Below are 24,101 nucleotides of genomic sequence, written 5' to 3' on the forward strand. Positions count from 1 at the left end.
CGCCATGGACGCCACCCGGCCCCTGACCGAGACCCGCCTGAGCGGGGTGCAGCTGCACGTCACGTCCCTCCCGGGCGGGCGGCTCGGCCAGCCGGCCCGCGACTTCGTCGACTGGCTCGTCGAGGCGGGCCAGTCGGTGTGGCAGGTGCTGCCCGTGTCGATCCCCGACCAGCACCGCTCGCCCTACAAGTCGCCGTCGGCCTTCGCCGCGTCACCCGCCCTGCTGGAGCACCCGGACGCCCCCGTCAGCGACCAGGAGGTCGCCGACTTCGCCGAGCGGGAGGCCTACTGGGTCGACTCGTGGACCGCGTTCGGTGGTGACCTGGCCGACCAGGTGCGCTTCGACCGGGAGTGGTCCGCCCTGCGGGACTACGCGCACGAGCGCGGCATCCGCATCCTCGGCGACGTCCCGATCTACGTCGCCCCCGACGGCGCCGACGAACGTGCCTGGCCGCAGTTCTTCCGCTCCGACGCCGTGGCCGGCTGCCCACCCGACGCCTATGCCGCGACCGGCCAGCTCTGGGGCAACCCGCTCTACCGCTGGGACGTCCTGCGCGACGACGGCTACCGCTGGTGGATCGAGCGCCTGCGTCGCACGTTCGCGTTGTTCGACCTCGTCCGCGTCGACCACTTCCGTGGCTTCGCGGCCTACTGGGCGATCCCGGCAGGGGACGAGACCGCCCTCAACGGCCGGTGGGAGCAGGGCCCCGGGCGTGCGGTCTTCGACGCGGCGCTCGCCGCCCTGGGCCCGCTGCCGGTCCTCGCCGAGGACCTCGGCGACATCGACCAGCCCGTCATCGACCTGCGCAAGGCCCTCGGCTTCCCGGGGATGGCGGTCCTGCAGTTCGCCTTCGAGCCGGCCTACCAGTACAACGCCCACGACCCGGAGAACCACGAGGTCAACCAGGTCGTCTACACCGGCACCCACGACAACGACACGGTGTGCGGGTGGTGGTGGGACCTCCCGGACCACCGGCGCCAGCTGGCCCGCGAAGCCTGTCGTCGGGCCGGGGTCGGGACCGACGTCGATGCGGAGCCGTCCTGGGGGTTCATCGAGCTCGCCCAGCGAGGGCCGTGCGGGCTGTCCATGATGCAGGCCCAGGACGTGCTGGCGCTGGGGTCGCAGGCCCGGATGAACGCGCCCGGGATCGAGGGCGGCTGGTCGTGGCAGATGGCTCCCGGAGCGCTCACGACCGAGCACGCGGCCCGGCTTCACTCGCTCACCGAGGCCACCGGCCGCCTGCCCTGAGCCTCAGGCGGCGCGTTCGACGGCTGCCGCGGGCGGGCGCAACCCGGTGTCGCGCAGCTCGAGCAGCGCCAGCGACCTGATGGTCGCCTCGTCGCCCCGACGCCACGCCCCGGTCGGGTCGTCGGAGATCGCGGCCAGCTTGCGCATGGGCTGACCCGCCATCGCGCGCAGCGCGAAGAGGTCGAGGTCGGCGGCGTTGTCGATGAAGCGCTGGGCCGCGCTGGCCCGGCGCACGAACCGGCCACGCAGCACCAGCCAGACCAGGCCCACGATGAGGATCGGCACCAGGGCGGTCACCCAGCCGAGGATGTTGGCGAGCCGGGTGACGGCGTCGACGAGGTCGGTGCCGGCCTGCTCGATGGTCGTCCCGGCCCCGCTGACCTGGCGGAACGGCGCCGCGATGCGGTCGCCGACGAGCGGCAGGTCACGCACGGAGTCACCCGCGCTGGTCATCTGCTCGCGGAACCCGGACCCGGCACTCTGCAGCTGTCGCCCGGGGGCGGCGAGCTCCATCGTCGTGTCGTGGACGAGTCGGCCGACCCACGCCCACAGGCACACCCAGGCGACGATCCCGACGTCGGCGAGGATCTGGAGGGTGCGGCGGCCCGGCAGGTCTGCATAGAGCTTCATGCCGCCTACACTCCCATCCGTGCCACCCTCGAGCGCGGTCGAACGCGCGGCCCGCGGCTGGCTGAACCATCTGGACGTCGAGCGAGGCGTCGCCGCGAACACCCTGAGGTCCTACCGGCGCGACCTCGCCCGCTACGCGGCATACCTGGCGGCAAAGGGGGTCGACGACCCGGCGGGCGTCACCGAGGCGCACGTCAGCGACTTCCTCGCCTCGCTGCGCGAGGGCAGCGCCGACCACCCGCCACTCGCGGCCTCGTCGGCGGCCCGGACCCTCGTCGCGGTGCGGGGGTTCCACCGGTTCCTGGCCCTTGAGGGCGATGTCGACACCGACCCGGCCGGTGCGGTGAGCCCGCCGCGGCCACCGGCCAGGCTGCCCAAGGCGATCAGCGTCGAGGACGTCGAGCGGTTGCTCCAGGCGGCCAGCGTCGGCGACACGCCGGCCTCGCTGCGCGACCGGGCGCTGCTGGAGGTGCTCTACGGCGCGGGCGCGCGCATCTCCGAGGCGGTCGGGCTCGACATCGACGACATCGACACCGGCGAAGGGGTGGTCCGGCTCTTCGGCAAGGGCAGCAAGGAGCGCATCGTCCCGCTCGGCTCGTATGCCGCGGACGCCCTCGGCGCGTACCTGGTGCGGGGGAGGCCGGCCCTGGCCGTGAAGGGGAAGGGGACCCCTGCGGTGTTCCTCAACCAGCGCGGCGGCCGGCTGTCACGTCAGTCGGCCTGGGCTGTGCTCCGGGCTGCCGCGGACCGCGCCGACCTCGGGGGGCACCTGTCGCCGCACACGCTGCGGCACTCGTTCGCCACGCACCTGCTCGACGGCGGCGCGGACGTGCGGGTCGTGCAGGAGCTGCTCGGGCACGCCTCGGTGACCACCACCCAGATCTACACGCTCGTCACGGTCCAGCGACTGCGTGAGGTCTATGCCCAGAGCCACCCCCGTGCCCGCTGATAGGGTCGTGCCGATCAGCGCGAGGCTGACCGACGAACGCCAACTCACCGGGAGTGAAACGCCTGTGGAATCTGAGGTGACCACCCAGGAGCAGTCGCCGCCCACCCTTTCGGGCGCACCCTCCGAGTCGGCCCCCAACGGCGATGGTGGTGACCACGTGCACCTGCCCGGGACCGAGGCCGCCGGAGCGGGGCAGCTGGGTCCGACGGGGCGACCGATGCCGGTCTTTCCCGACCCCGGGCCGCTGGCCGCCCACGGTCCCGCGCGGATCATCGCCATGTGCAACCAGAAGGGTGGCGTCGGCAAGACGACGACGACCATCAACCTCGGTGCCGCGCTGGCCGAGGTCGGCCGCCGGGTGCTGCTCGTCGACTTCGACCCGCAGGGCGCGTTGTCCGTCGGGCTCGGGGTGCGGGCCAACGAGCTCGACGTCACCATCTACAACCTGCTCGTCGAGCGCGGTCACGACGTCCGCGAGGTCATCCAGCAGACCGCCACGGAGAACCTCGACGTCATCCCGGCCAACATCGACCTGTCGGCCGCGGAGGTCCAGCTCGTCGGCGAGGTCGCCCGCGAACAGATCCTGGCTCGCGTGCTGCGCCCCGTCATGGACGACTACGACGTGATCATGATCGACTGCCAGCCGTCCCTGGGGCTGCTGACCGTCAACGCGCTGACCGCCGCCCACGGCGTCGTGATCCCGCTGGAGTGCGAGTTCTTCGCCATGCGTGGTGTCGCCCTGCTGGTCGAGACCATCGACAAGATCACCGACCGGCTCAACCCGCGGCTCCAGGTCGACGGGATCCTCGCCACCATGTACGACTCACGGACCCTGCACAGCAAGGAGGTCGTGCGCAGCGTCGTCGACCACTTCGGCGACCAGGTGTTCCACACGGTGATCAGCCGCACGGTGAAGTTCCCGGACGCGACCCTGGCGGCCGAGCCGATCACGACCTACGCCTCGATGCATGCGTCCGCAGCGTCCTACCGACAACTCGCCCGAGAGCTGATCGCCCGTGGTGGGGCGGCCTGACGAGGTGAGTCAGGAGGTCATCGCCGCTGCGCCGGGAGGCGCGGCACCGCCCAGTGACGCCCAGGCGGGCCTGACCCCCGGTGGTGTCATCACCCGTCGCGGAGGGTCCACCCCGTTCGAGGTGCACCTGGCCAACTTCTCGGGGCCGTTCGACCTGCTCCTGGGCCTGATCAGCAAGCACAAGCTCGACATCACCGAGATCGCGCTGGCCCAGGTCACCGACGAGTTCATCGCGCACATCAAGGCCGCTCAGTCCTCCGACACCGAGTGGGACCTCGGCCAGGCGTCGGAGTTCCTGCTCATCGCCGCAACCCTCCTCGACCTGAAGTCGGCGCGGCTGCTCCCGCAGACCGGCCCGCAGGACGAGGAGGACCTCGCCCTGATCGAGGCTCGCGACCTGCTCTTCGCCCGCCTGCTCCAGTACCGCGCCTTCAAGGACATCGCCTTCACCTTCGGCGAGCGGATGGCCACGGCCGGCCGGATGACCCCGCGCCAGGCCGGGCTGGAACCGCAGTTCGCCAAGCTGCTGCCCGAGCTCGTCATGGGCATCACGCCCGAGCAGCTCGCGATGATCGCGGCCCGGGCGATGGTGCCGAAGGTCGCCCCGAGCGTGGGGCTGGACCACCTCCACGCGCCGCAGGTGAGCGTGCGCGAGCAGGCGGGCATCCTCGGCGCCCGGCTGCGGTCCGAACGGGTCTGCTCGTTCCGGGCGCTGGTGGCCGACGCCGACTCCACGCTGGTCATCGTGGCGCGGTTCCTGGCCCTGCTGGAGCTGTTCCGCGAGGCCGCCATCGCGTTCGAGCAGGCCGAGGCGCTCGGTGAGCTCACCGTGCGCTGGACCGGCGCCGACGACGGCGAGATCGAGGTCAGTGACGAGTTCGACGAGACCGACGCGGCCGCCGACACCGACGAGACCGGCGCGGCCGCCGAGACCGACGACACCGATGGGCCGGACCAGCATGCCGAGCCGGCACGGCTCGGCGCGGCAGCACCGGCCGACCCCACCGACGACGGAGAGAGCGACGATGAGTGACCTTGAGGTCGTGCCCGACCACGGGCCCGACGAGGGGGTGGAGGTGCCCCCCGAGACCGGCGCGGACGAGCAGTTCGCGTTCGACGTCAGCGACTTCCCGGGCGGTGCCCGCAGCGCGATCGAGGCCGTGCTGATGGTCGTCGACCAGCCGATCACCGAGATCTCGCTCGCCTCCGCGCTCGAGCTGCCCGTGGCCGACGTGCGCGAGCACCTCACCGCGCTGGAGGAGGAGTATGCCGCGCAGCAGCGTGGCTTCACGCTGCGCTCCGTGGCCGGTGGCTGGCGGGTCTACAGCCGCTCCGACTACGCCCCGGTCGTCGAGAAGTTCCTCCTCGACGGACAGCAGGCCAAGCTCACCCAGGCCTCCCTCGAGACCCTGGCGGTGATCGCCTACCGACAGCCCATCTCCCGCTCGCGGGTCAGCGCGGTCCGCGGCGTCAACGTCGACGGCGTCGTCCGCACCCTCCTGAACCGCGGCCTCATCGAGGAGCTCGGCTCCGACGGTGACGGCGGCGCGTTCCTCTACGGCACCACCGACTACTTCCTCCAGCGCCTCGGCCTCGGCAGCCTCGACGAGCTGCCGGCCCTGGCGCCCTACCTCCCTGAGATCGACGTGCTCGACGAAATCGCAGAACAAGGACGCGGATGACACCCCCACGCAGCAGAGGCCCCGCAGGATCCGGCTCGGACCGGGCCGGCGGTGGTCGAGGCCGCCCAGGCGGCCAGGGCTCCGGTCGCCCCGGCGGCAGCCAGGGCCACGGCGGTCGCTCGGCCGGCCGCACCGGCGGACCCCGAGGGGGCGGACCCACGGCGTCCGAGGGCGGTCGTCCGGAGCGGCCACAGCGAGGGAGCTCCGGCACCACCAAGAAAAGCCAGCCGACCCGGGTGCCCAGGGAACGGGCCACCCCCGAGGTCGACGTGCACGACCCCGACGGCATCCGGCTGCAGAAGCTCCTGGCCGCCGCCGGCGTGGGGTCCCGCCGGGTGTGCGAGAACCTCATCTCCGACGGCCGCGTCGAGGTCGATGGTCACGTCGTCACCGAGCTGGGTGTCCGCATCCGCCCCGACCAGACGGTCCACGTCGACGGGGTCAAGGTGCAGCTCGACGAGACGCGGGTGTACTTCGCGTTCAACAAGCCGCTCAACGTCGTGACGACGATGAACGACGAGCTGGGCCGGGTCAGCATCGGCGACTACGTCGGCGACCGCCACGAGCGGCTGTTCCACGTCGGCCGCCTCGACGCCGACACCGAGGGCCTGCTGATCCTCACCAACGACGGCGAGCTGGCGCACCGGCTCCAGCACCCGCAGTACGGCGTCCTCAAGACCTACCTCGCCCAGATCCGTGGACCCGTGCCGCGTGACATCGGCAAGCAGCTGCGCGAGGGAGTGCAGCTGGAGGACGGTCCGGCCTCGGTCGACTCGTTCCGCGTCGTCGACTCCCAGCCGGGCAAGGCACTGGTCGAGGTGATCCTCCACGAGGGGCGCAAGCACATCGTGCGCCGCCTCCTCGACGCGGTGGGCCACCCCGTGCTCAGCCTGGTGCGCGTGCAGGTCGGTCCGATCAGCCTGGGCGACACCAAGCCGGGCAAGATGCGCAAGCTCACCAAGGAAGAGGTCGGCCGCCTCTACACCGCCGCCGGAATGTGAGCGCACGCCCCGTCCCCCCGTGGGTAGCCTTCGCGTCGTGACCACCAGCGTCCGCATCGTCGGCACCGGCCTCATCGGCACCAGCCTGGGCATCGCCCTGTCGCGGGCCGGGTATGCCGTGGTGCTGGCCGACCCGTCGCCGACCGCGGTGTCGCTGGCGCGCGACCTCGGTGCGGGCGCGGTCGCCTCCGCCGACGACGCGGCGCCCGACATCGTCGTCGTCGCCGCGCCCCCGGACGTCGCCGGCTCCGTGGTGGCCGACGAGCTGGCCGCATGGCCCGACGCCGTCGTCACCGACGTGGCCTCGGTGAAGGTCGCGGTGCTCGAGGACGTGCGTCGTCGCGGGGGAGACCTCACACGGTATGCCGGGTCGCACCCGATGGCGGGCCGCGAGCGGTCCGGCGCGGTCGCCGCCCGTGGTGACCTCTTCGACGGCCGAGCCTGGGTGGTGGTGCCCCACGACCAGTCGTCGCAGGCTGCCGTGGAGGCAGTGACCTCGCTGGCCGTCGCCGCCGGTGGCACGGTCTCGACGATGGACCCGGCGGAGCACGACGCCGCCGTGGCCGTCGTCTCGCACGTCCCCCAGCTGGCCTCGTCGCTGGTGGCCGGACGGCTCCGCGAGCTCACCGATCCCGCTGTGGCGTTGTCGGGCCAAGGCATCCGCGACGTCACCCGCGTGGCGGCGAGCGACCCCCAGCTGTGGACCCAGATCCTGGCCGGCAACGCCGCTGCGGTCCGAGCGGTGCTCGTCCACCTGCACGCCGAGCTCACCGAGGTGATCGGCGCGCTCGACGTCCTCACCGACGGCGACGGGGTGGGTGCGCGTGAGGTGCTGGCGCGGATCGTGGCCCAGGGCAACGCCGGCCACGCCCGGATCCCGGGCAAGCACGGTGCCGCCCCCACGGCATACAGCGTCGTGGTGGTGCTCGTGCCCGACCGGCCCGGCGAGCTGGCCCGGCTGCTGCACGACGTCGGCGACGCCGGCGTCAACCTCGAGGACCTGCACCTGGAGCACGGTCTCGGGCAGCCGTTCGGCCTCGCCGAGGTCTCCGTGCTCCCCGCCGTCGCGGAGCGGCTGGGCGAGGAGCTGACCGCCCGGGGTTGGCGACTTCACGGCTGAGCACCACCCGCCGTTAGTCTTGCCTGCCATGGAGAGCAAGCACCTCGTCGTGGCTGTCGACGGACCTTCCGGCTCGGGCAAGTCCAGCGTCTCGCGCGCTGCCGCCTCGGCGCTGGGCATCGGCTACCTCGACACCGGCGCCATGTACCGCGCCGTGACGTGGTGGTGCCTCGAGGAGGGCGTGGACCTCGACGACCAGGAGTCGGTCGCCCGGGCGACCCGCGACATCCCGCTCGAGATGGGCACCGACCCCGCGACCCCGAGCGTGCGGGTCAGCGGCCGGGAGATCGAGGACGACATCCGCACCACGCGGGTCAGCGCGGTCGTCTCGAAGGTCGCGACCAACACGCTGGTCCGCCCGATCCTCCAGCAGCTGCAGCGCGACCTCATCGACCGGATCGCCACCGAGACCGGGGGAGTGGTGGCCGAGGGCCGCGACATCACCACCGTCGTGGCGCCCGATGCCGACGTGCGGATCCTGCTGACCGCCAGTGTCGAGGCGCGACTGCGCCGCAGGTCGAAGGAGCTGCACGGCCACGACGCCGACCACGCGGTCGAGGCGACCCGCGACCAGATCGTGCGCCGCGACGCCGACGACTCGACCGTCTCGGAGTTCACCGAGGCCGCTGAGGGCGTGCACCTGGTCGACACCTCCGACCTCGACTTCGAGCAGAGCGTCGGGGCCTTCCTCGACGTCGTCCGACGTGAGGTGCCCCACAAGGTCCCTGCGTGACGGGACCCGACGCGCAGGCGCCCGCGCTGACCCCGACCTGGCGGGTCCGGGTCAACATGGTCGTCGGCCGGATCCTGTTCGGCGCGCTCTACCGGGTCGAGGTGGTCGGTCGCGGCCGTGTGCCGCGGACCGGCCCGGTGGTGTTCGTCGCCAACCACGCGGGCTTCCTCGACGGGCCCATGCTGCCGGCCCTGTCGCCGCGTCCGACCTCGGTGCTGGTGAAGCGGGAGATGTTCACCGGCCCGCTCGGCTGGTTCCTCCTGTGGATCGGCCACATCCCGGTGACGCGCGGCTCCGGCGACCGGCGTGCGCTCACCGCGGCCGTGGCGATCCTGCACGCGGGAGGAGCGGTGGGCATCTTCCCCGAGGGCACCCGCGGCCGCGGTGACGTCGCTGCGGTGCAGCAGGGGGCGGCCTGGCTGGCCCAGCAGGGCGGGGCCCGCGTCGTGCCGGTGGCCTTCCTCGGGACGCGCGCGACCGGCAAGTCGAAGGGCTCCCTGCCGCGGTTGTGGACGCGGATGGTGGTCGAGTTCGGCGACCCCCTGGAGCTCGCGCCCGACCCCGCGCTGTCGGGGCGGCAGCGCCTGGCCGCCGCGACCGACCACGTGCGCGACGCACTGGCCACGCACGTCCGGGAATCCCAGGAGCGACACCGCGTGTTCCTCCCCGAGGACGACGGCCGGCAGGCTCACGCCCGCGGGGCCTGAGCCGCCGTGTCCGTGCCGCCCCCAAATGTGCGAGACAATGGTGGGCGGCCCCGCGGCACCCCTGTCCGCGACCACCCCCACGAACGACGCAAGGAATCCCCGTGAGCGAGAACCTGACCGACGACTCGACTGTCGAGCGCGCCCTGCGCGTCGGGCTGGAGGAGTTCGACCTCAGCGAGGAGGACCGCTCCCTCATCGAGGGTGAGTACGACGAGGACGGCTACGCGGTCACCGACGGGCCGTTGCCCGTCGTCGCGGTCGTCGGTCGCCCCAACGTCGGCAAGTCGACCCTGGTGAACCGCATCCTGGGCCGCCGCGAGGCCGTCGTCGAGGACGTGCCCGGCGTCACCCGTGACCGGGTCGCCTACGACGGCGAGTGGACCGGTCGCCGGTTCACCCTCGTCGACACCGGTGGCTGGGAGATCGACGCGACGGGCATCCACCTGCGGGTGGCCGAGCAGGCCGAGGTGGCCGTCGACCTCGCCGACGTCGTGATGTTCGTGGTGGACGCCACGGTCGGCGCCACCGACGACGACGAGGCCGTCGTCAAGCTGCTGCGCCGGTCGGGCAAGCCGGTCATCCTGGTCGCCAACAAGGTGGACGACCAGCGCAGCGAGGCGGACGCCGCCGCCCTCTGGAACCTCGGCCTCGGTCAGCCCTGGCCCGTCTCCGCGCTGCACGGCCGGGGCAGCGGTGACGTCCTCGACGCCGTCCTCGACGTGCTGCCTTCCATCTCGGCCAACGCCGACGCCTACCAGCGCGGGGGCCCGCGACGGGTCGCCCTGGTCGGTCGCCCCAACGTCGGCAAGTCCTCCCTGCTCAACAAGCTGGCCGGCGAGGACCGGGTCGTCGTCGACAACGTCGCCGGCACCACCCGCGACCCGGTCGACGAGTTCATCGAGCTCGGTGGCAAGACCTGGCGCTTCGTCGACACGGCCGGCATCCGCCGCCGCGTCCACCAGGCCCGCGGTGCCGACTTCTACGCGTCGCTGCGCACCCAGACCGCGCTGGAGAAGGCCGAGGTCGCCGTCGTCCTCATCGACGCCGAGCAGTCCATCGCCGAGCAGGACGTGCGCGTCGTGCAGCACGTCATCGACGCTGGCCGCGCGCTCGTCATCGCCTACAACAAGTGGGACCTCCTCGACGAGGAGCGCCGCCACTACCTCGAGCGCGAGATCGAGCGTGAGCTCGTGCAGGTGCCGTGGGCGCCGCGGGTCAACATCTCCGCCAAGACCGGGCGCTCGGTCGAGAAGCTCGTGCCGGCCCTCGAGCGAGCCCTCGAGTCGTGGGACTTCCGCGTGCCCACGGGTCGCCTCAACGCGTTCTTCGGTGAGATCGTCGCCGCCCACCCCCACCCGGTCCGTGGTGGCAAGCAGCCGCGCATCCTCTTCGCGACGCAGGCCTCGACCCGTCCGCCGCGGTTCGTGATCTTCGCCTCCGGGTTCATCGAGGCCGGCTACCGCCGCTTCCTCGAGCGCCGGCTGCGCGAGGAGTTCGGCTTCGAGGGGACGCCGATCGAGGTGTCCGTCCGGGTGCGCGAGAAGCGCAAGCGCCGGTAGCCGGCGGCACGGCATACCGATTTCAAGCGGAGGTATGCCGTGCGCTAAGGTTTCGTTCGCTCCCGCGGTCCTGCTCCGGCTGGGTTTCGTGTGGGCAAGCCACGGGCTGTGGCGCAGCTTGGTAGCGCACTTGACTGGGGGTCAAGGGGTCGCAGGTTCAAATCCTGTCAGCCCGACTAACGGGGTCCGACTTGTCCACACACTTCGGGCCCCGTTTTCATGCTCCGCCCGAGTCATGGGCCGCTCGTGCCGACCCGCGCGGCGGGAGGGGCCGGCGGCGCCGCGACCGGCCGCACGACCGGCTCGTCGGCGGCTCGCGGGCCCGGGTCGGCGGGGGTGCCCCGCTCGGACCGGGAGGCGGCCGCGGACTCGCGGGCCAGGAACGCCCCGAGCTCGCCGATGGTGCTCATCAACGGCGCCGGGAAGACCACGGTCGAGTTCTTGTCCACAGCGATCTCCACCAGGCTCTGCAGGTTGCGCAGCTGCAGGGCCAGCGGGTGCTGCATCATGGTGTCGGAGGCGTCTCCGAGTGCTGCGGCGGCCAGCGACTCGCCCTCGGCGTTGATGATCTTGGCTCGCTTCTCGCGCTCGGCCTCGGCCTGCCGGGCCATCGCGCGCTTCATCGTGTCGGGGAGCTGGATGTCCTTGAGCTCGACCAGGGTGACCTCGACACCCCACTCGACCGTGGTGACGTCGAGGATCCGGCGGATGTCCAGGTTGATCCGGTCGGTCTCCGACAGCGTCTCGTCGAGGGTGTGCTGGCCGACCACCTTGCGCAGCGTGGTCTGGGCGATCTGGTCGATCGCGGCGTAGACGTTCTCGATGGCCACCACGGACTTGACCGTGTCCACCACCCGGAAGTAGGCGACCGCCGACACGTCCACGCTGACGTTGTCGCGGGTGATGATCCCCTGCGACTGGATGGGCATGGTCACGATCCGCTTGGAGACCCGGTGCATCACGTCCACGAACGGGATGATCGCCGTGAGCCCGGGCGTCCGCACTCCGATCACACGACCCAGCCGGAACACCACGCCCTGCTCGTACTGCTTGACGACCTTGATCGCCATCACGAGACCGAGAAGGAGGACGGCCGCGACGACCGTCGAGGAGATGCCGATGGTGCTCATGCGAATGCTCCGATCAGGTCGTGCGGGAGGGGCGCCGCCCAGACGCGCCGCCGTGCTCCTTCACTGCCTCCACCGCACCCTGACCCCGCTCGGCGAGACAGTGTCAAAGGTCCCCTTACCGGGTCGGCACGGTCTCGCCGGCACCGTGCCCGCGCACTCCCTGCGCCGTCGTCAGGCCCGGTTCCGCGTGCGGGCGGACCGCGGGTCAGTCACGTCGGCTGCCCGGTGGCGAGCCAGGCGGAGGCGGTCAGGGTGAACGCTCCTGCGGGCAGTCGGCGGGCACACTCCGACTTCAACGCCTCCCGGCCCACCTCGTCGAGGTCGGCGACGTAGGCACCGGCCGGTCCCACTCCGTAGGTGAACGGCTGCCACCACTCGTCCAGGTCGGCGAACGCCACGTCGACGGACAGCACCCCCGAGCCGACGTCGACCAGCCCGGCCTCGGTGAACAGCTCGGCGAGGTGACCCTCGTGGGCACCCGCGAGGCCACGCTCTCCTCCTGCGAGGGGGTCGAGCTCGTGCACGGCGTCCCAGAAGACGGAGAGCGGGCCACCTCCTCCCGCGTGGTCCCAGACGCAGGCCGAGACGGTGCCGCCGGGACGGGTGACCCGACCCATCTCGCGCAGGCCCGCGACGGGGTCCCGCATGAAGTGCACCACGAGCTGGGCCAGCGCGACGTCGAACGACGCGTCCTCCCACGGCAGGTCCTCGGCGCTGCCCGCGCGGGCGTCGACGCCGGGGAGGCGGTCGCGGAGCGCGGCCACGAACGACTGCGACGGGTCGATGGCGGCCACCCGCTCCGCACCGACGAGGTCGACCAGGACGGCGGTGAGGGCTCCCGGACCCGCTCCGACGTCGAGCACCCGCTGACCGACAGACACCCCGGCCGCCTCGACGAAGGCCGGGGCCAGCGGCTCGGAGAACCGCCCCATGAAGCTGCCGTATGCCGCGGCCGTCACCTCGAAGCCCATCGTCCGACGCTACTCGTGCACGTGCTCGGTCATCCACTCCACGAGCGGCCTGACCTGTCGCCAGTGGGCCCGCACGTGGTCGACCGCCTCGGGGGTGCCGAGCCACGGCGGCGTGCCGACCCGCTGGATCGCCATCATCTCCTTGCGACGCAGCAGCTCCAGCCGGGGGTGGTCGGCCGCGAAACCCTTGGGGCGGGTCTTGAGCGACTCACCTTCGAGAGTGAAGCCGGCCGTGACGAGGTCGGCCGCGACCTGCTCGAGCCGCGCACCGGACGCAGGCGCCTCGACCGCGGCGCGGTAGCGGCTCGTCTCGGCAGGGGAGTGGGCCCGGAAGCCGCCGCCGACGGCAAGCCCCTCGCCGCTCACCTGGACGTAGTAGCCGATCCCGGTGGCGACGCCGACGAACGCGCCCTGGTGCGTCTTGTACGGGGACTTGTCGTGGCTGAACCGGATGTCGCGGTTCGGCCGGAACAGCCGGGCCGGGCCGAACTCGTCCTCCAGCGCGTCGGCCAGGGCGAGCATCGGCTCCCGGACGTCGCGCTCCCACCGTGCCTTGTGCTGGGCCCAGAAGTCCTTGGTGTTGGTCTCCTCCAGCTGCTGGTAGAACGACACGGCCCACTGCGGGAAGCCGGCGAAGGCAGCACTGTCAGGCATGCCCACACTGTTCCACGCGGCATACTCGGGCGCATGGAGTTCACCGCCGAGGTGCTGCAGACGGGGAAGACGACCACGGGTCTGGTCGTGCCGGACGAGGTCGTCGACGAGCTCGGCGGCGGCAAGCGCCCGAAGGTCACCGTGACCATCAACGGCAAGACGTACCGCAGCAGCGTGGCGTCGATGGGCGGTCGCTACCTGGTCGGCGTCAGCGCCGAGCACCGCGCCCTGACCGGGGTCCGCGGTGGGGATGTCGTCGAGGTCACCCTCGAGCTCGACACCGCGCCGCGTGAGGTGGAGGTGCCCGCGGACTTCGCGGCGGCCCTCGAGGTCGTGCCCGAGGCGAAGGCCGTCTTCGCGCGGCAGTCCTACAGCCACCAGCGAGCCCACGTCGACGCGATCAACGGCGCGAAGGCGCCGCAGACCCGTCAGCGGCGGATCGACAAGGCCGTCGAGATGCTGAAGGCCCAGGCCGGGGGCTGAGCCCCGAACGCCTGAGCGCAGCGGCACCAGTCCTCCAGGGCAGCGGCAGCAGTCCTACAGGGCGGCGGCGATCCGCTGCACGGCCTCGCGCAGGATGTCGGGGGAGGTGCCGAAGTTCAGCCGCGCGTGACCGGCGCCTCCGTGGCCGAACCCCGGTCCCGGGTGGAGCGCGACCCGAGCCCGCTCACGGAGCACCGCCGCCGGGTCGTCGCCGAGGTCGAGGGCGGTGAAGTCGAGCCACGCGAGGAAGGTCCCGTCGGGCAAGCGGTAGCGCACCTCGGGGAGCTGCTCGGCCAGCAGGGTCGCGAGCAGCCGCCGGTTCGCGTCCAGCCCGGCGAGGAGGGCGTCGAGCCAGGGTCCTGCCTCGAGGTAGGCCGCCCGGTGGGCGATCACCCCGAGGTGGCTCGCCCCGTGGGACACCTCCTCCGGCATGCGGGCCAGGTCGGCAGCAGCGTCCGGGCCCGGCACCGCCACGGCCGCCTTCAGGCCGGCGAGGTTGAACGCCTTCGACGCCGACATCAGCGCGATGGCACGCGACCCCGCGGGCAACGCGGCCACCGAGGTGAAGGCCGCGGGCGCGTGGACGACCGGTGCGTGGATCTCGTCGGCCACCACCCGCAGCCCTGCCGAGTGCGCCAGGTCCAGGGCCGCGGTGAGCTCCGCGCGGGTGTGCACGGCGCCGGTCGGGTTCTGCGGGTTGCACAGCAGGTATGCCGCGCGGCGGCCGTCACGGGTCGCCTCGGCGAACGCCCGCTCCAGCGCGGCGAGGTCGAGGCGGCCGTCCTCGCCCAGCGGCGCCTCGACCACGCGGTGACCGAGGTGGGTGACGAACTGGAAGAAGGGCGGGTACACCGGTGAGCTGACGACCACCGCAGCACCGGGGTCGGTGACGAGCTTCAGGACCTCGACCAGACCGAGCATCACGTCGGGGACGAGCTCCATCGTCGCGGGGTCGGGCTCCCAGCCCCAACGCTCTGCTGCGAAGGCGGACAGCGCCTCGGCGTAGTCCGCCGCCCACGGGTAGCCGGTGTCGCCGCTCGTCATGGCATCGGCCACGGCTCGCTGGATCGGCTCCGCCGGCACGACGTCCATCTCGGCGACCCACAGGGGAAGGATGTCGGGGTCGTAGAGCCGCCACTTGACGCTGCGGCGCTCGCGCAGCCGCTCGAGACCGGGGCCGACCAGCGGGTTGTCCATGCCTGCGAACTCTACGTCGGGTGGGCGGTTAGGCTGCCAGCGTGCCAGCACCAGGAGAGCGGGGGAAGGTCGTCGGCGAGCCCGTCGTGACCGACCGGGTGCTGACGCTGCCCAACGTGCTCTCGGTGCTGCGGCTGGTCGGTGTCCCGATCTTCCTGTGGGCGATCCTGTCCGAGCACGACGTCCTCGCGCTCGTCACCCTGATGCTCTCCGGGATCAGCGACTACCTCGACGGCAAGATCGCCCGCCGGTTCGGCATGGAGTCCCGGCTCGGCCAGCTGCTCGACCCGTTCGCCGACCGCCTCTACATCGCGACGACGCTGTTCGGCCTGGCGTGGCGCGACATCATCCCCTGGTGGCTCGTGGTCGCCCTCGTGGGGAGGGAGGTGCTGCTCGCCGGGGTGCTGTGGTGGATCAAGCGCTACGGCCAGACCGGGCTGCCGGTGCACTTCGTCGGCAAGGCGGCCACCTTCAACCTCCTCTACGCCTTCCCCCTGCTGCTGCTCGGTGAGGGCACCAGCACCTTCGCCGCGTGGGCCCTGCCGATCGGGTGGGCCTTCGCGTGGTGGGGGACCGCCCTCTACTGGGTCGCCGGGGTCATGTACATCGTGCAGGCCCGGCAGGTGGTGGCCGCACGCACGGTGCCGGCGACATGACGACCCCCCACACCTCGCACCGGGCGGCCGGCCCGCCGCCCACCCCGCCGGGGCGCCGGCCCGACGAGTCGATGACGCTGCTCATCTCGATGATGGAGCGCCCCCTCGACCCGGGGTATGCCGCAGCCGCGGCCGAGCGCGAGGCCGCCGGACTGCCGCCCAGCACGGGCACCCGCACCGTGACCGTCGCGGTGTCGGCCCTGGTGGCCGGTCTGCTCCTCACCCTCGGTGCCCTGGCCCTGCGCACCCCGTCGACGTCGGCGATCCAGGCCAAGGCCAACCTGGTCAGCCAGATCGAGAGCCGTCGGGCGCAGGTGGAGCGGCAGGAGGCCCAGCTGCGGGCGACGCAGGCGGAGGTCGACCGGTTGCAGGCGCAGGCGCTGGGGCAGGACGAGACCTCGCTGCAGACCCGGCTCGCGGCGCTGACCCTCGCCTCCGGGGCCGAGAAGGTGTCGGGGCCCGGTCTGGTGGTCGAGCTCGACAACGCCCCCGGCAGCGACGACACCAGCGCCGACGGCAACCCGCGGACCGACGCGGGCAAGGACGAGGGCAAGGTCCTCTCCAAGGACCTGCAGGTCGTCGTCAACGGGCTCTGGGAGGCCGGCGCCGAGGCGATCGCCGTCAACGGCCAGCGGCTGACCTCGAGGTCGGCCATCCGGTTCGCGGGTGAGGCCATCCTCGTCAACTACCGACCACTGGCCCGGCCCTACCGGATCAGCGTCATCGGCGACCCCGAGGCGTTGCAGGTGGAGTTCGCCGCCAACGACGGCGGTGCCTACGCGCGCGCCCTCCAGGACAACTACGGCATCCGTGTTTCCATTGACGCGGGCAAGAGCCTGTCGCTGCCCGCGGCGACGTCCCTCACGGTCCGTGCGGCCATGGTGCCGAAGCCGAAGTCCAGCGCGCCCACCACCGGCGGTGCGACGACCCGCCCGTCCACCACGACCACCCCGTCCACCACCCCGTCCACGTCGGAGCGTTCACCGTGATACCCCTGCTCGGCCTCATCGGCGGCGTGCTGGTGGGACTCCTCTGGGGTCCCGACGTGCCCGTCGCCCTACAGCCCTACCTCCCGATCGCCGTCATCGCGGCCCTCGACGCCGTGTTCGGTGCGGTGCGTGCCGTCCTCGACGGGATCTTCAACGACAAGGTCTTCGTCGTGTCGTTCCTCGCCAACGTCGTGGTGGCCGCCTTCATCGTCTTCCTCGGCGACCAGCTCGGCGTCGGATCCCAGCTCAGCACCGGTGTCGTCGTCGTCCTCGGCGTGCGGATCTTCTCCAACGTGGCCTCGATCCGCAGGCACCTGTTCAAGGCATGAGCGGCGCAGCGATGGGCGAGGACACGTGAGCACCGAGGGACCTCAGGGACCCGAGGACACCTCGGGCTCGTGGGCGAGGCTGCTGCGCATGGCGCGACCGCGGGCCACGCGCGCCAACGCCTTCGCCGCCCTGCTGGCGATCGTGCTCGGCTTCGCGATCGCGACCCAGGTGCAGCAGACCAACCAGAGCGGGCTGGAGCAGCTGCGCGAGGACGAGCTGGTCCGCATCCTCGACGACGTCAGCCAGGAGCAGGACCGCCTGGCCTCCGACTCGCGCGAGCTGGAGAGCAGCCGCGACCGGCTCGCCTCCGGCGTCGACTCGAGCGCCGAGGCGCTGAAGTCCGCCCAGGAACGGCTCGACACCCTCGGCATCCTCACCGGCACCTCCCCGGCCACCGGGCCCGGCATCGTCATCAACATCAACGACCCCGACCACAAGGTCACGGCGGCCCGCCTGCTCGACGCCCTCCAGGAGCTGCGGGACGCGGGGGCGGAGGCCGTGCAGATCGGTGACGTGCGCGTGGTGGCCGACACGTGGTTCTCCGACGTCGACGGCGCCATCGAGATCGCCGGCGAACGCGTCGAGCCGCCGTACGTCATCACCGCGATCGGCGACAGCGCCACGATGGCGTCCGCGATGGAGATCCCCGGTGGGGTCAGTGAGTCGGTCCGTGGCGACGGCGCCCAGCCGTCGGTGCGGCAGTCGGACGACCTCGCCATCACCGCGTTGCACAGTCTGAGCGAGCCTCGTTACGCTCGCCCCGTCCCGGCACCATCGCCCTGACCCGCCATCGCCCCGAACAGCAGCTGCACGCAGCCGGCCGAAGGCAGCCCCACCCCACCCACCGAGGAGCAGCATGAGCGAGCTGGACTACCCCCAGGACCTGCGTTACACGGCCGAGCACGAGTGGGTGCGGACCGGTGACGACGGCACGGTGCGGATCGGGATCACCTCGTTCGCCCAGGACTCCCTGGGTGACGTCGTCTACGTCAGCCTCCCTGCGGTGGGCGACACGGTGTCCGCGGGCGACGCCTGTGGTGAGGTCGAGTCGACCAAGTCCGTGAGCGACCTCTACGCCCCCCTCGCCGGCGAGGTGACGGCGGTCAACGAGGCACTCGACGCCACCCCCGAGCTGGTCAACACCGACCCCTACGGCCAGGGCTGGATGTACGAGCTGCGTCCCTCCGACGCCTCGGCCGTCGACGCCCTGCTCGACCAGGCGGCATACCAGGCGCAGCTCGGCTGACCTGCACGTCGCGCGTTCGCAGAATTCGCTGCGGACCGGACCGGCGTCCCTTTAGGTTGTGCTTTGCTAGGGGGGCGGACAGAACCACCACGAGGGAGTGCGGACCCATGAACGGCAGCGAGAACGACGACCACACGTCCCGGCCACACGAGCCGACGACGATGCGGCTGCCCGGGATCAACGACCTCGAACAGGTCGACACCAGCGCCGAGTCCGAGGTGGCCCTCAGCAAGGCAGACCAGGCCACGGTCGACGCGCTGCGTCCGGGCACGGCTCTGCTGGTGGTCCTGCGGGGCCCCAACACCGGTGCGCGGTTCCTCCTCGACGACGACGAGGTCAACTCGGGTCGTCACCCCGACAGCGACATCTTCCTCGACGACGTCACGGTCTCCCGCAAGCACGCGACCTTCCGCCGCGTGGGTGACACCTTCGTGGTGCGCGACGTGGGCTCCCTCAACGGCACCTACGTCAACCGTGAGCGGATCGACGAGGTCACGCTGCAGACCGGCGACGAGGTCCAGATCGGCAAGTTCCGCCTGGTGTTCTACGCAGGCAGGGCCTGACCACGCTGTCGACGACCCAGGCCGCTCGGTGAGCCCTCGCACGACCCAGCCCATGACGATCGGTGCGGTGCTCGCTGCCCTGGTGCCGGACTTCCCGGACGTCACGATCTCCAAGATCCGCTTCCTCGAGGCGGAGGGGTTGGTGACGCCGGCCCGCACCGGGTCCGGCTACCGCACCTACTCCCGCGCCGACCTCGACCGGCTCCGCTACATCCTGACCGCCCAGCGCGACCACTTCTGGCCGCTCAAGGTGATCGCCTCGGCCCTCGACGCCATGGACCGCGGCCTCACCCCCGAGCGCCACGAGACCGGTATGCCGCGGCCGTCCGTGCCTGCGCCCGTCGCCGACCCGGAGGTGCCCACCGCGGCGGAGGTCACCGCGAGCGGGACGCTGCGGCTCACCAAGGCCGAGCTGGCGGCCTCGGCCGGCCTCGACGCCGCCACGGTGGACGCCCTGGAGACCTTCGGCCTCCTGCACGCCGACGCCACCGGACACTTCGGCGACGCGGCGCTCACCGTCGCGCACGCGGCCGGCGAGCTCGCGGCATACGGACTGGAGCCACGCCACCTGCGGCCCTTCCGCACCGCGGCCGACCGCGAGATCGGCCTCGTGCAGCAGGTCGTCACGCCGCACCGGTCGGCCTCCGGGAAGGCCTCGCGGGCCGGCGACCAGAAGGATTCGACCGGCGACGTGCTGCGCCTGTGCATCGCGCTGCACACTGCCCTCGTGAGGGACGGGCTCTCGCGCAGCTGAACCGGGTTATGGTGGGAACGTGAAGGTCCTCGAGGTACTCGGTGTCCGCGTCGAGATGCCCACCAACCACCCCATCGTCCTGCTCCGCGAGCGGGACGGAGACCGCTACCTGCCGATCTGGATCGGAGCCGCGGAGGCCACGGCCATCGCCTACGCGCAGCAGGGCATCGAGCCGCCCCGACCGCTGACCCACGACCTGATGAAGAACGTCATCGAGGGCCTGGGCCACCGACTCACCGAGGTGCGGATCGTCGAGCTGCGCGACGGCGTCTTCCACGCCGCCCTGATCCTCGACGGCACCACCGAGATCTCGTCGCGGTCGTCCGACGCGATCGCCCTCGCGCTGCGCACCGGCACGCCGATCGTCGCGGGGGAGTCGCTGCTCGAGGAGGCCGGGGTGGCCATGTCGGGCGAGGAGGACAAGGACGACGAGGTGGAGAAGTTCCGCGAGTTCCTGGACCACGTCTCGGCCGAGGACTTCGAGACCAAACCAGACGAAACCGGGACATCCGGCTGACGCTTCGTGCTCACAAGCATGAACCTCAACTGAACATCGATGGTTGGTCCGCATGGCGCGACACGCCGAAGCGCAAAGGTCGAGTGGTAGTTGACCTGCGGTTCTGCGTCACCGTACCTTCGGCACAGACCCGTAATGCGACCGGTGTAGTTACACCGTCCGACGTTGCGCCAGGACCCGATGTCCGAAGCACGACCACGCAGAAGTCTTCAGGAGGTGAGCGCTGTGAACCCGAGCAACGAGGCTCCGCACGGCCGCACGAGCGTGCCGACCGCGGCACAGGGGCTGTTGTTCACGGACGACCTTCCGGAGCTGAGCGACGACATCGGCTACCGCGGACCCACGGCGTGCAAGGCGGCCGGCATCACCTACCGCCAGCTCGACTACTGGGCCCGCACGGGCCTGGTCGAGCCGTCGGTGCGCGGTGCGACGGGCTCAGGCACCCAGCGGCTCTACGGCTTCCGCGACATCCTCGTGCTGAAGGTCGTCAAGCGCCTGCTCGACACCGGCGTCTCGCTCCAGCAGATCCGGGTCGCGATCACCCACCTGCGTGAGCGTGGGGTCGAGGACCTCGCCCAGATCACGCTGATGAGCGACGGCGCCTCGGTCTACGAGTGCACCTCGGCCGACGAGGTCATCGACCTCGTCCAGGGTGGCCAGGGAGTCTTCGGCATCGCCGTCGGCCGGGTCTGGCGCGAGGTCGAGGGTGAGCTGGCCCAGCTGCCCAGCGAGCGCACCGAGGACGAGGTGCCCGCAGAGCACCCCGGTGACGAGCTCCGTGAGCGCCGCGCGGCCAGGCTGGCCTGACTCCACGCGCCCGATTCAACCCTGCGACCCGTCGTCCTCTCGAGGACGACGGGTCGTGTTGTAGATTGGCACCGCTGAACATCCCGCGCGGGAGAGTCCCCGCGTGCACCCGGACGGGTCGCACGGCGGGGCGCCGAAGGGGCAAACTCCCCGGAACCTCTCAGGCGCCAGGACTGCGTGGGACAGGCACCTCTGGAGCGGCCTCTGTGGCGTGACAGAAGGGGAGGCGATCCGAGCAATCCGACGTTCAGGAGCCTCATGTCCGCCCAGTTCTCCACCGACCTGCCCGAGTTCGCCGGGCGCCACATCGGCCCGTCCGACTCCGACGTCGACGCGATGCTCTCCGCAGTACGGCACTCGTCGCTCGAGGAGTTGGTCGACCACGCCCTGCCCGGTGCGATCCGCACCGATGGCCCGCTGCGGGTCGACGCCGCGGAGTCCGAGGCAGCAGTCGTCGAGGAGCTGCGAGGCATCGCCCGGCGCAACCAGGTGATGACATCGATGATCGGGCTGGGCTACTACGGCACCATCACGCCCGCCGTGATCCAGCGCAACGTGCTCGAGAACCCCGCCTGGTACACCGCGTACACGCCGTACCAGCCGGAGATCTCGCAGGGCCGGCTCGAGGCCCTGCTCAACTTCCAGACCGTCGTCAGCGACCTGACCGGGCTGACCACCTCCGGGGCCTCGCTGCTCGACGAGGGGACCGCCGCCGCCGAGGCGATGACCCTCATGCGTCGCTCGAGCAAGGCCGCGGCTGACGCGGTGCTGCTCGTCGACCGGCACGTCTTCCCCCAGACCCTGGCGGTCATGCAGACCAGGGCCAAGCCGCTCGCGCTGCCAGTGGTCGTGGCTGACCTCGACGGGGTCGACTCCACCGACGCCCTGCGCGCCGCTGCCGGTGACCGACCGGTCTTCGGGGTGCTCGTGCAGTACCCGGGCGCTGACGGCCAGCTGCGCGACTGGCGCGGCCTGGCTGCCGCGGCGCACGAGGCGGGGGCACTGGTCACCGCGGCTGCCGACCTGCTCGCGCTCACCCTGGCCACGGCGCCGGGGGAGTGGGGCGCGGACGTGGCGGTCGGCACCACCCAGCGCTTCGGGGTGCCGATGGGCTTCGGCGGCCCGCACGCCGGCTACATGAGCGTCCGCCAGGGGCTCGAGCGCTCCCTGCCGGGCCGCCTCGTGGGCGTCAGCGTCGACACCGAAGGAGCACCGGCGTACCGGTTGGCCCTCCAGACCCGCGAGCAGCACATCCGCCGCGAGAAGGCGACGTCGAACATCTGCACCGCCCAGGTGCTCCTCGCCGTGATGGCCTCGATGTATGCCGTCTACCACGGGCCCGCCGGCCTGGCCGCGATCGCGCGCCGGGTGCACGGCCACGCCGTCACCCTCGTCGAGGGCCTCACGGCTGCGGGTGCCGAGGTGGAGACCTCGGTGTACTTCGACACGGTCACCGTCTCGGTCCCGGGTCGGGCCGACGAGGTCCTCAGCCAGGCTGCCCAGCGGGGGGTCAACCTCTGGCGGGTCGACGCCGACCGGGTCTCGATCAGCGTGGACGAGACCACCGACCTGCGTGACCTCGAAGCCGTCTGGAGTGCCTTCGGGGCGACCGGACCGAGCCAGGTCACCATCGCTGACCTGCAGTGGCCGTCGGAGCTGGTCCGCACCAGCGACTACCTGACCCACCCGGTGTTCAGCAGCCACCACAGCGAGACGTCGATGCTGCGCTACCTGCGCCGTCTCTCCGACCGCGACTTCGCCCTGGACCGCGGCATGATCCCGTTGGGTTCGTGCACGATGAAGCTCAACGCCACCACCGAGATGGTCGCGGTGACCTGGCCCGAGTTCGCCGAGCTGCACCCGTTCGCACCCGCTCACCAGACCGAGGGCATCCGTGACCTCATCGGGGAGCTCTCCGACTGGCTCTGCGAGATCACCGGCTACGACGCCGTCTCGCTGCAGCCGAACGCCGGCTCGCAGGGCGAGTTCGCGGGCCTGCTCGCGATCCACGCCTTCCACGAGGCGAACGGCCAGTCACAGCGCAACATCTGCCTGATCCCCGCCAGCGCCCACGGCACCAACGCCGCCTCGGCGGTGATGGCCGGCATGAAGGTGGTCGTCGTCAAGACGGCGGCCGGTGGCGACGTCGACATGGACGACCTGCGGGCCAAGATCGACCAGCACCGCGACGTCCTCGCCGCGATCATGGTCACCTACCCCTCCACGCACGGCGTCTTCGAGGACACGATCACCGACCTGTGCGCCCTGGTGCACGACGCCGGCGGTCAGGTCTACGTCGACGGGGCGAACCTCAACGCCCTCGTGGGGTTGGCGCGGCCGGGCAAGTTCGGTGCGGACGTGTCCCACCTGAACCTGCACAAGACGTTCTGCATCCCGCACGGCGGTGGCGGTCCCGGGGTGGGCCCGGTCGCGGTGCGGTCGCACCTGGCCCCGCACCTGCCCAACCACCCGCTCGCCCCCGAGGCGGGCCCCGAGGGCGGGGTCGGCCCCATCTCCGCGGCTCCCTACGGCTCGGCCAGCATCCTGCCGATCTCGTGGGCCTACGTGCGGCTGATGGGCGGGGCCGGGCTGACCCGGGCCACCCAGGTCGCAGTCCTCAACGCCAACTACATCGCGGCGCGGCTGCGCGAGCACTACCCGGTGCTCTACTCGGGCCACGACGGCGTCGTGGCCCACGAGTGCATCCTCGACCTGCGCGACCTCACCCGCCGCAGCGGTGTCACCGTCGACGACGTGGCCAAGCGGCTCATCGACTACGGCTTCCACGCACCCACCATGTCCTTCCCGGTGGCCGGCACCCTGATGGTCGAGCCCACCGAGAGCGAGGACCGCTACGAGATCGACCGGTTCTGCGACGCGATGATCGCCATCCGGCACGAGATCGCCGAGGTCGAGGCCGGTGAGGTCGCGGTGGCCGACAGCATGCTGCGCAACGCGCCGCACACGGCCAAGGCCCTGGCCGGCAAGTGGGAGTACCCGTACGAGCGGTCCGCGGCGGCGTTCCCCGTCGGTGTCTCGGCTGCGGACAAGTACTGGCCCCCGGTGGGTCGGATCGACGGCGCGTACGGAGACCGCAACCTGGTCTGCAGCTGCCCGCCGCCGGAGGCGTTCGAGAGCTGA

The 24,101-nt window shown here is 71.8% G+C and carries 26 protein-coding genes, 1 tRNA gene and 1 riboswitch; of the genes, 22 read left to right on the forward strand and 5 right to left on the reverse strand.

What is annotated here, in order from left to right:
* The first annotated feature begins 4 nt into the window (after positions 1 to 4).
* Positions 5 to 1,249, forward strand: a complete 1,245-nt coding sequence (locus ABD262_RS06510; RefSeq protein ID WP_344132892.1) for a 4-alpha-glucanotransferase — start codon at positions 5 to 7, stop codon at positions 1,247 to 1,249.
* 3 nt (positions 1,250 to 1,252) lie between these two features.
* On the opposite strand, the gene ABD262_RS06515 is transcribed toward ABD262_RS06510, so the two are convergent.
* A complete protein-coding gene (locus ABD262_RS06515) occupies positions 1,253 to 1,879 on the reverse strand; it encodes a hypothetical protein (RefSeq protein WP_344132895.1) in 627 nt (208 codons plus the stop codon).
* Between ABD262_RS06515 and xerD the strand changes: the two genes are divergently transcribed.
* The 10 genes from xerD to ABD262_RS06565 all read left to right on the forward strand — a co-directional run bounded on the left by xerD (position 1,878) and on the right by ABD262_RS06565 (position 10,839).
* Positions 1,878 to 2,828: a site-specific tyrosine recombinase XerD gene (gene xerD, locus ABD262_RS06520; RefSeq protein ID WP_344132898.1), complete on the forward strand. Its 951-nt coding sequence runs from the start codon at positions 1,878 to 1,880 to the stop codon at positions 2,826 to 2,828. The two genes, ABD262_RS06515 and xerD, sit on opposite strands and share 2 nt — an antisense overlap.
* A gap of 217 nt (positions 2,829 to 3,045) precedes the next feature.
* Positions 3,046 to 3,861 carry a ParA family protein gene (locus ABD262_RS06525; RefSeq protein ID WP_425564831.1) on the forward strand — a complete coding sequence of 272 codons (816 nt, stop codon included), beginning with the start codon at positions 3,046 to 3,048 and terminating at the stop codon, positions 3,859 to 3,861.
* A gap of 19 nt (positions 3,862 to 3,880) precedes the next feature.
* Complete coding sequence (locus ABD262_RS06530; RefSeq protein ID WP_425564832.1) at positions 3,881 to 4,894, forward strand: segregation and condensation protein A; 1,014 nt, start codon at positions 3,881 to 3,883, stop codon at positions 4,892 to 4,894.
* Positions 4,887 to 5,543 (forward strand): SMC-Scp complex subunit ScpB, encoded by a 657-nt coding sequence (gene scpB / locus ABD262_RS06535; RefSeq protein WP_344132901.1) that lies wholly within the window; start codon positions 4,887 to 4,889, stop codon positions 5,541 to 5,543. The genes ABD262_RS06530 and scpB overlap by 8 nt, the downstream gene beginning before the upstream one ends.
* Positions 5,540 to 6,544 carry a pseudouridine synthase gene (locus ABD262_RS06540; RefSeq protein ID WP_344132903.1) on the forward strand — a complete coding sequence of 335 codons (1,005 nt, stop codon included), beginning with the start codon at positions 5,540 to 5,542 and terminating at the stop codon, positions 6,542 to 6,544. The genes scpB and ABD262_RS06540 overlap by 4 nt, the downstream gene beginning before the upstream one ends.
* 37 nt (positions 6,545 to 6,581) lie before the next feature.
* Positions 6,582 to 7,664: a prephenate dehydrogenase gene (locus ABD262_RS06545; protein ID WP_344132906.1), complete on the forward strand. Its 1,083-nt coding sequence runs from the start codon at positions 6,582 to 6,584 to the stop codon at positions 7,662 to 7,664.
* A 28-nt stretch (positions 7,665 to 7,692) separates the two neighbouring features.
* On the forward strand, positions 7,693 to 8,397 hold the full coding sequence (gene cmk, locus ABD262_RS06550) for a (d)CMP kinase (protein ID WP_344132909.1): 705 nt from the start codon (positions 7,693 to 7,695) through the stop codon (positions 8,395 to 8,397).
* The gene (locus ABD262_RS06555; RefSeq protein WP_344132912.1) at positions 8,394 to 9,104 is read left to right on the forward strand and encodes a lysophospholipid acyltransferase family protein; all 711 of its coding nucleotides are present in this window, start codon (positions 8,394 to 8,396) and stop codon (positions 9,102 to 9,104) included. The genes cmk and ABD262_RS06555 overlap by 4 nt, the downstream gene beginning before the upstream one ends.
* 101 nt (positions 9,105 to 9,205) lie before the next feature.
* The gene (gene der / locus ABD262_RS06560; RefSeq protein ID WP_344132915.1) at positions 9,206 to 10,663 is read left to right on the forward strand and encodes a ribosome biogenesis GTPase Der; all 1,458 of its coding nucleotides are present in this window, start codon (positions 9,206 to 9,208) and stop codon (positions 10,661 to 10,663) included.
* A 102-nt stretch (positions 10,664 to 10,765) separates the two neighbouring features.
* Positions 10,766 to 10,839, forward strand: a tRNA-Pro gene (locus ABD262_RS06565).
* Positions 10,840 to 10,896: 57 nt separating this feature from the next.
* Here the strand turns inward: ABD262_RS06565 and ABD262_RS06570 are convergent.
* The 3 genes from ABD262_RS06570 to ABD262_RS06580 form a co-directional block, all read right to left on the reverse strand.
* A complete protein-coding gene (locus ABD262_RS06570) occupies positions 10,897 to 11,793 on the reverse strand; it encodes a slipin family protein (protein WP_344132918.1) in 897 nt (298 codons plus the stop codon).
* A gap of 209 nt (positions 11,794 to 12,002) precedes the next feature.
* A complete protein-coding gene (locus ABD262_RS06575; protein ID WP_344132921.1) occupies positions 12,003 to 12,764 on the reverse strand; it encodes a class I SAM-dependent methyltransferase in 762 nt (253 codons plus the stop codon).
* A 9-nt stretch (positions 12,765 to 12,773) separates the two neighbouring features.
* Positions 12,774 to 13,418 carry a DUF2461 domain-containing protein gene (locus tag ABD262_RS06580; protein ID WP_344132924.1) on the reverse strand — a complete coding sequence of 215 codons (645 nt, stop codon included), beginning with the start codon at positions 13,416 to 13,418 and terminating at the stop codon, positions 12,774 to 12,776.
* A 33-nt stretch (positions 13,419 to 13,451) separates the two neighbouring features.
* Here ABD262_RS06580 and ABD262_RS06585 point away from each other — a divergent pair, with 33 nt between their 5' ends.
* A complete protein-coding gene (locus ABD262_RS06585; protein ID WP_344132927.1) occupies positions 13,452 to 13,901 on the forward strand; it encodes a YdeI/OmpD-associated family protein in 450 nt (149 codons plus the stop codon).
* Between the two features lie 54 nt (positions 13,902 to 13,955).
* Here ABD262_RS06585 and ABD262_RS06590 read toward each other — a convergent pair whose 3' ends face one another.
* Positions 13,956 to 15,098, reverse strand: coding sequence for a MalY/PatB family protein (locus tag ABD262_RS06590; RefSeq protein WP_344132930.1), 1,143 nt, complete (start codon positions 15,096 to 15,098; stop codon positions 13,956 to 13,958).
* A gap of 41 nt (positions 15,099 to 15,139) precedes the next feature.
* On the opposite strand from ABD262_RS06590, the gene clsA reads away from it, so the two are divergent.
* From clsA to gcvP, 10 genes are all read left to right on the forward strand, one after another.
* Complete coding sequence (gene clsA, locus ABD262_RS06595; protein ID WP_344132933.1) at positions 15,140 to 15,754, forward strand: cardiolipin synthase ClsA; 615 nt, start codon at positions 15,140 to 15,142, stop codon at positions 15,752 to 15,754.
* Entirely contained in the window at positions 15,751 to 16,743 is a 993-nt protein-coding gene (locus tag ABD262_RS06600; protein WP_344132936.1) for a DUF881 domain-containing protein, read from the forward strand. Before clsA ends, ABD262_RS06600 begins: the two co-directional genes overlap by 4 nt.
* The gene (locus ABD262_RS06605) at positions 16,740 to 17,072 is read left to right on the forward strand and encodes a small basic family protein (RefSeq protein WP_056920954.1); all 333 of its coding nucleotides are present in this window, start codon (positions 16,740 to 16,742) and stop codon (positions 17,070 to 17,072) included. Before ABD262_RS06600 ends, ABD262_RS06605 begins: the two co-directional genes overlap by 4 nt.
* A gap of 88 nt (positions 17,073 to 17,160) precedes the next feature.
* Positions 17,161 to 17,856 (forward strand): DUF881 domain-containing protein, encoded by a 696-nt coding sequence (locus tag ABD262_RS06610; protein ID WP_344132944.1) that lies wholly within the window; start codon positions 17,161 to 17,163, stop codon positions 17,854 to 17,856.
* A gap of 73 nt (positions 17,857 to 17,929) precedes the next feature.
* On the forward strand, positions 17,930 to 18,319 hold the full coding sequence (gcvH, locus tag ABD262_RS06615; protein WP_344132947.1) for a glycine cleavage system protein GcvH: 390 nt from the start codon (positions 17,930 to 17,932) through the stop codon (positions 18,317 to 18,319).
* 107 nt (positions 18,320 to 18,426) lie between these two features.
* Positions 18,427 to 18,882: an FHA domain-containing protein gene (locus tag ABD262_RS06620; protein WP_344132950.1), complete on the forward strand. Its 456-nt coding sequence runs from the start codon at positions 18,427 to 18,429 to the stop codon at positions 18,880 to 18,882.
* A gap of 52 nt (positions 18,883 to 18,934) precedes the next feature.
* The gene (ftsR, locus tag ABD262_RS06625; RefSeq protein ID WP_344132953.1) at positions 18,935 to 19,636 is read left to right on the forward strand and encodes a transcriptional regulator FtsR; all 702 of its coding nucleotides are present in this window, start codon (positions 18,935 to 18,937) and stop codon (positions 19,634 to 19,636) included.
* Positions 19,637 to 19,655: 19 nt separating this feature from the next.
* The gene (locus ABD262_RS06630; RefSeq protein WP_344132956.1) at positions 19,656 to 20,153 is read left to right on the forward strand and encodes a bifunctional nuclease family protein; all 498 of its coding nucleotides are present in this window, start codon (positions 19,656 to 19,658) and stop codon (positions 20,151 to 20,153) included.
* Positions 20,154 to 20,369: 216 nt separating this feature from the next.
* Positions 20,370 to 20,960, forward strand: a complete 591-nt coding sequence (locus ABD262_RS06635) for a MerR family transcriptional regulator (RefSeq protein WP_344132959.1) — start codon at positions 20,370 to 20,372, stop codon at positions 20,958 to 20,960.
* 78 nt (positions 20,961 to 21,038) lie between these two features.
* Positions 21,039 to 21,146, forward strand: a riboswitch (glycine riboswitch).
* A 72-nt stretch (positions 21,147 to 21,218) separates the two neighbouring features.
* Positions 21,219 to 24,101 carry an aminomethyl-transferring glycine dehydrogenase gene (gene gcvP, locus ABD262_RS06640; protein WP_344132961.1) on the forward strand — a complete coding sequence of 961 codons (2,883 nt, stop codon included), beginning with the start codon at positions 21,219 to 21,221 and terminating at the stop codon, positions 24,099 to 24,101.

It is taken from the genome of Pedococcus bigeumensis (assembly GCF_039531795.1).
GTDB lineage: Bacteria > Actinomycetota > Actinomycetes > Actinomycetales > Dermatophilaceae > Pedococcus > Pedococcus bigeumensis.

Bases quoted from the DNA above. Each gene is read 5' to 3' on its own strand.
- ABD262_RS06610 (WP_344132944.1), top strand. From the start codon at position 17,161: ATGGCGCGACCGCGGGCCACGCGCGCCAACGCCTTCGCCGCCCTGCTG.
- ABD262_RS06585 (WP_344132927.1), top strand. From the start codon at position 13,452: ATGGAGTTCACCGCCGAGGTGCTGCAGACGGGGAAGACGACCACGGGT.
- cmk (WP_344132909.1), top strand. From the start codon at position 7,693: ATGGAGAGCAAGCACCTCGTCGTGGCTGTCGACGGACCTTCCGGCTCG.
- gcvP (WP_344132961.1), top strand. From the start codon at position 21,219: ATGTCCGCCCAGTTCTCCACCGACCTGCCCGAGTTCGCCGGGCGCCAC.
- ABD262_RS06510 (WP_344132892.1), top strand. From the start codon at position 5: ATGGACGCCACCCGGCCCCTGACCGAGACCCGCCTGAGCGGGGTGCAG.
- gcvH (WP_344132947.1), top strand. From the start codon at position 17,930: ATGAGCGAGCTGGACTACCCCCAGGACCTGCGTTACACGGCCGAGCAC.
- ABD262_RS06525 (WP_425564831.1), top strand. From the start codon at position 3,046: ATGCCGGTCTTTCCCGACCCCGGGCCGCTGGCCGCCCACGGTCCCGCG.
- ABD262_RS06515 (WP_344132895.1), bottom strand. From the start codon at position 1,879: ATGAAGCTCTATGCAGACCTGCCGGGCCGCCGCACCCTCCAGATCCTC.
- scpB (WP_344132901.1), top strand. From the start codon at position 4,887: ATGAGTGACCTTGAGGTCGTGCCCGACCACGGGCCCGACGAGGGGGTG.
- xerD (WP_344132898.1), top strand. From the start codon at position 1,878: ATGCCGCCTACACTCCCATCCGTGCCACCCTCGAGCGCGGTCGAACGC.
- ABD262_RS06575 (WP_344132921.1), bottom strand. From the start codon at position 12,764: ATGGGCTTCGAGGTGACGGCCGCGGCATACGGCAGCTTCATGGGGCGG.
- ABD262_RS06580 (WP_344132924.1), bottom strand. From the start codon at position 13,418: ATGCCTGACAGTGCTGCCTTCGCCGGCTTCCCGCAGTGGGCCGTGTCG.
- ABD262_RS06620 (WP_344132950.1), top strand. From the start codon at position 18,427: ATGAACGGCAGCGAGAACGACGACCACACGTCCCGGCCACACGAGCCG.
- ABD262_RS06600 (WP_344132936.1), top strand. From the start codon at position 15,751: ATGACGACCCCCCACACCTCGCACCGGGCGGCCGGCCCGCCGCCCACC.
- ABD262_RS06540 (WP_344132903.1), top strand. From the start codon at position 5,540: ATGACACCCCCACGCAGCAGAGGCCCCGCAGGATCCGGCTCGGACCGG.
- ABD262_RS06590 (WP_344132930.1), bottom strand. From the start codon at position 15,098: ATGGACAACCCGCTGGTCGGCCCCGGTCTCGAGCGGCTGCGCGAGCGC.
- ftsR (WP_344132953.1), top strand. From the start codon at position 18,935: ATGACGATCGGTGCGGTGCTCGCTGCCCTGGTGCCGGACTTCCCGGAC.
- ABD262_RS06570 (WP_344132918.1), bottom strand. From the start codon at position 11,793: ATGAGCACCATCGGCATCTCCTCGACGGTCGTCGCGGCCGTCCTCCTT.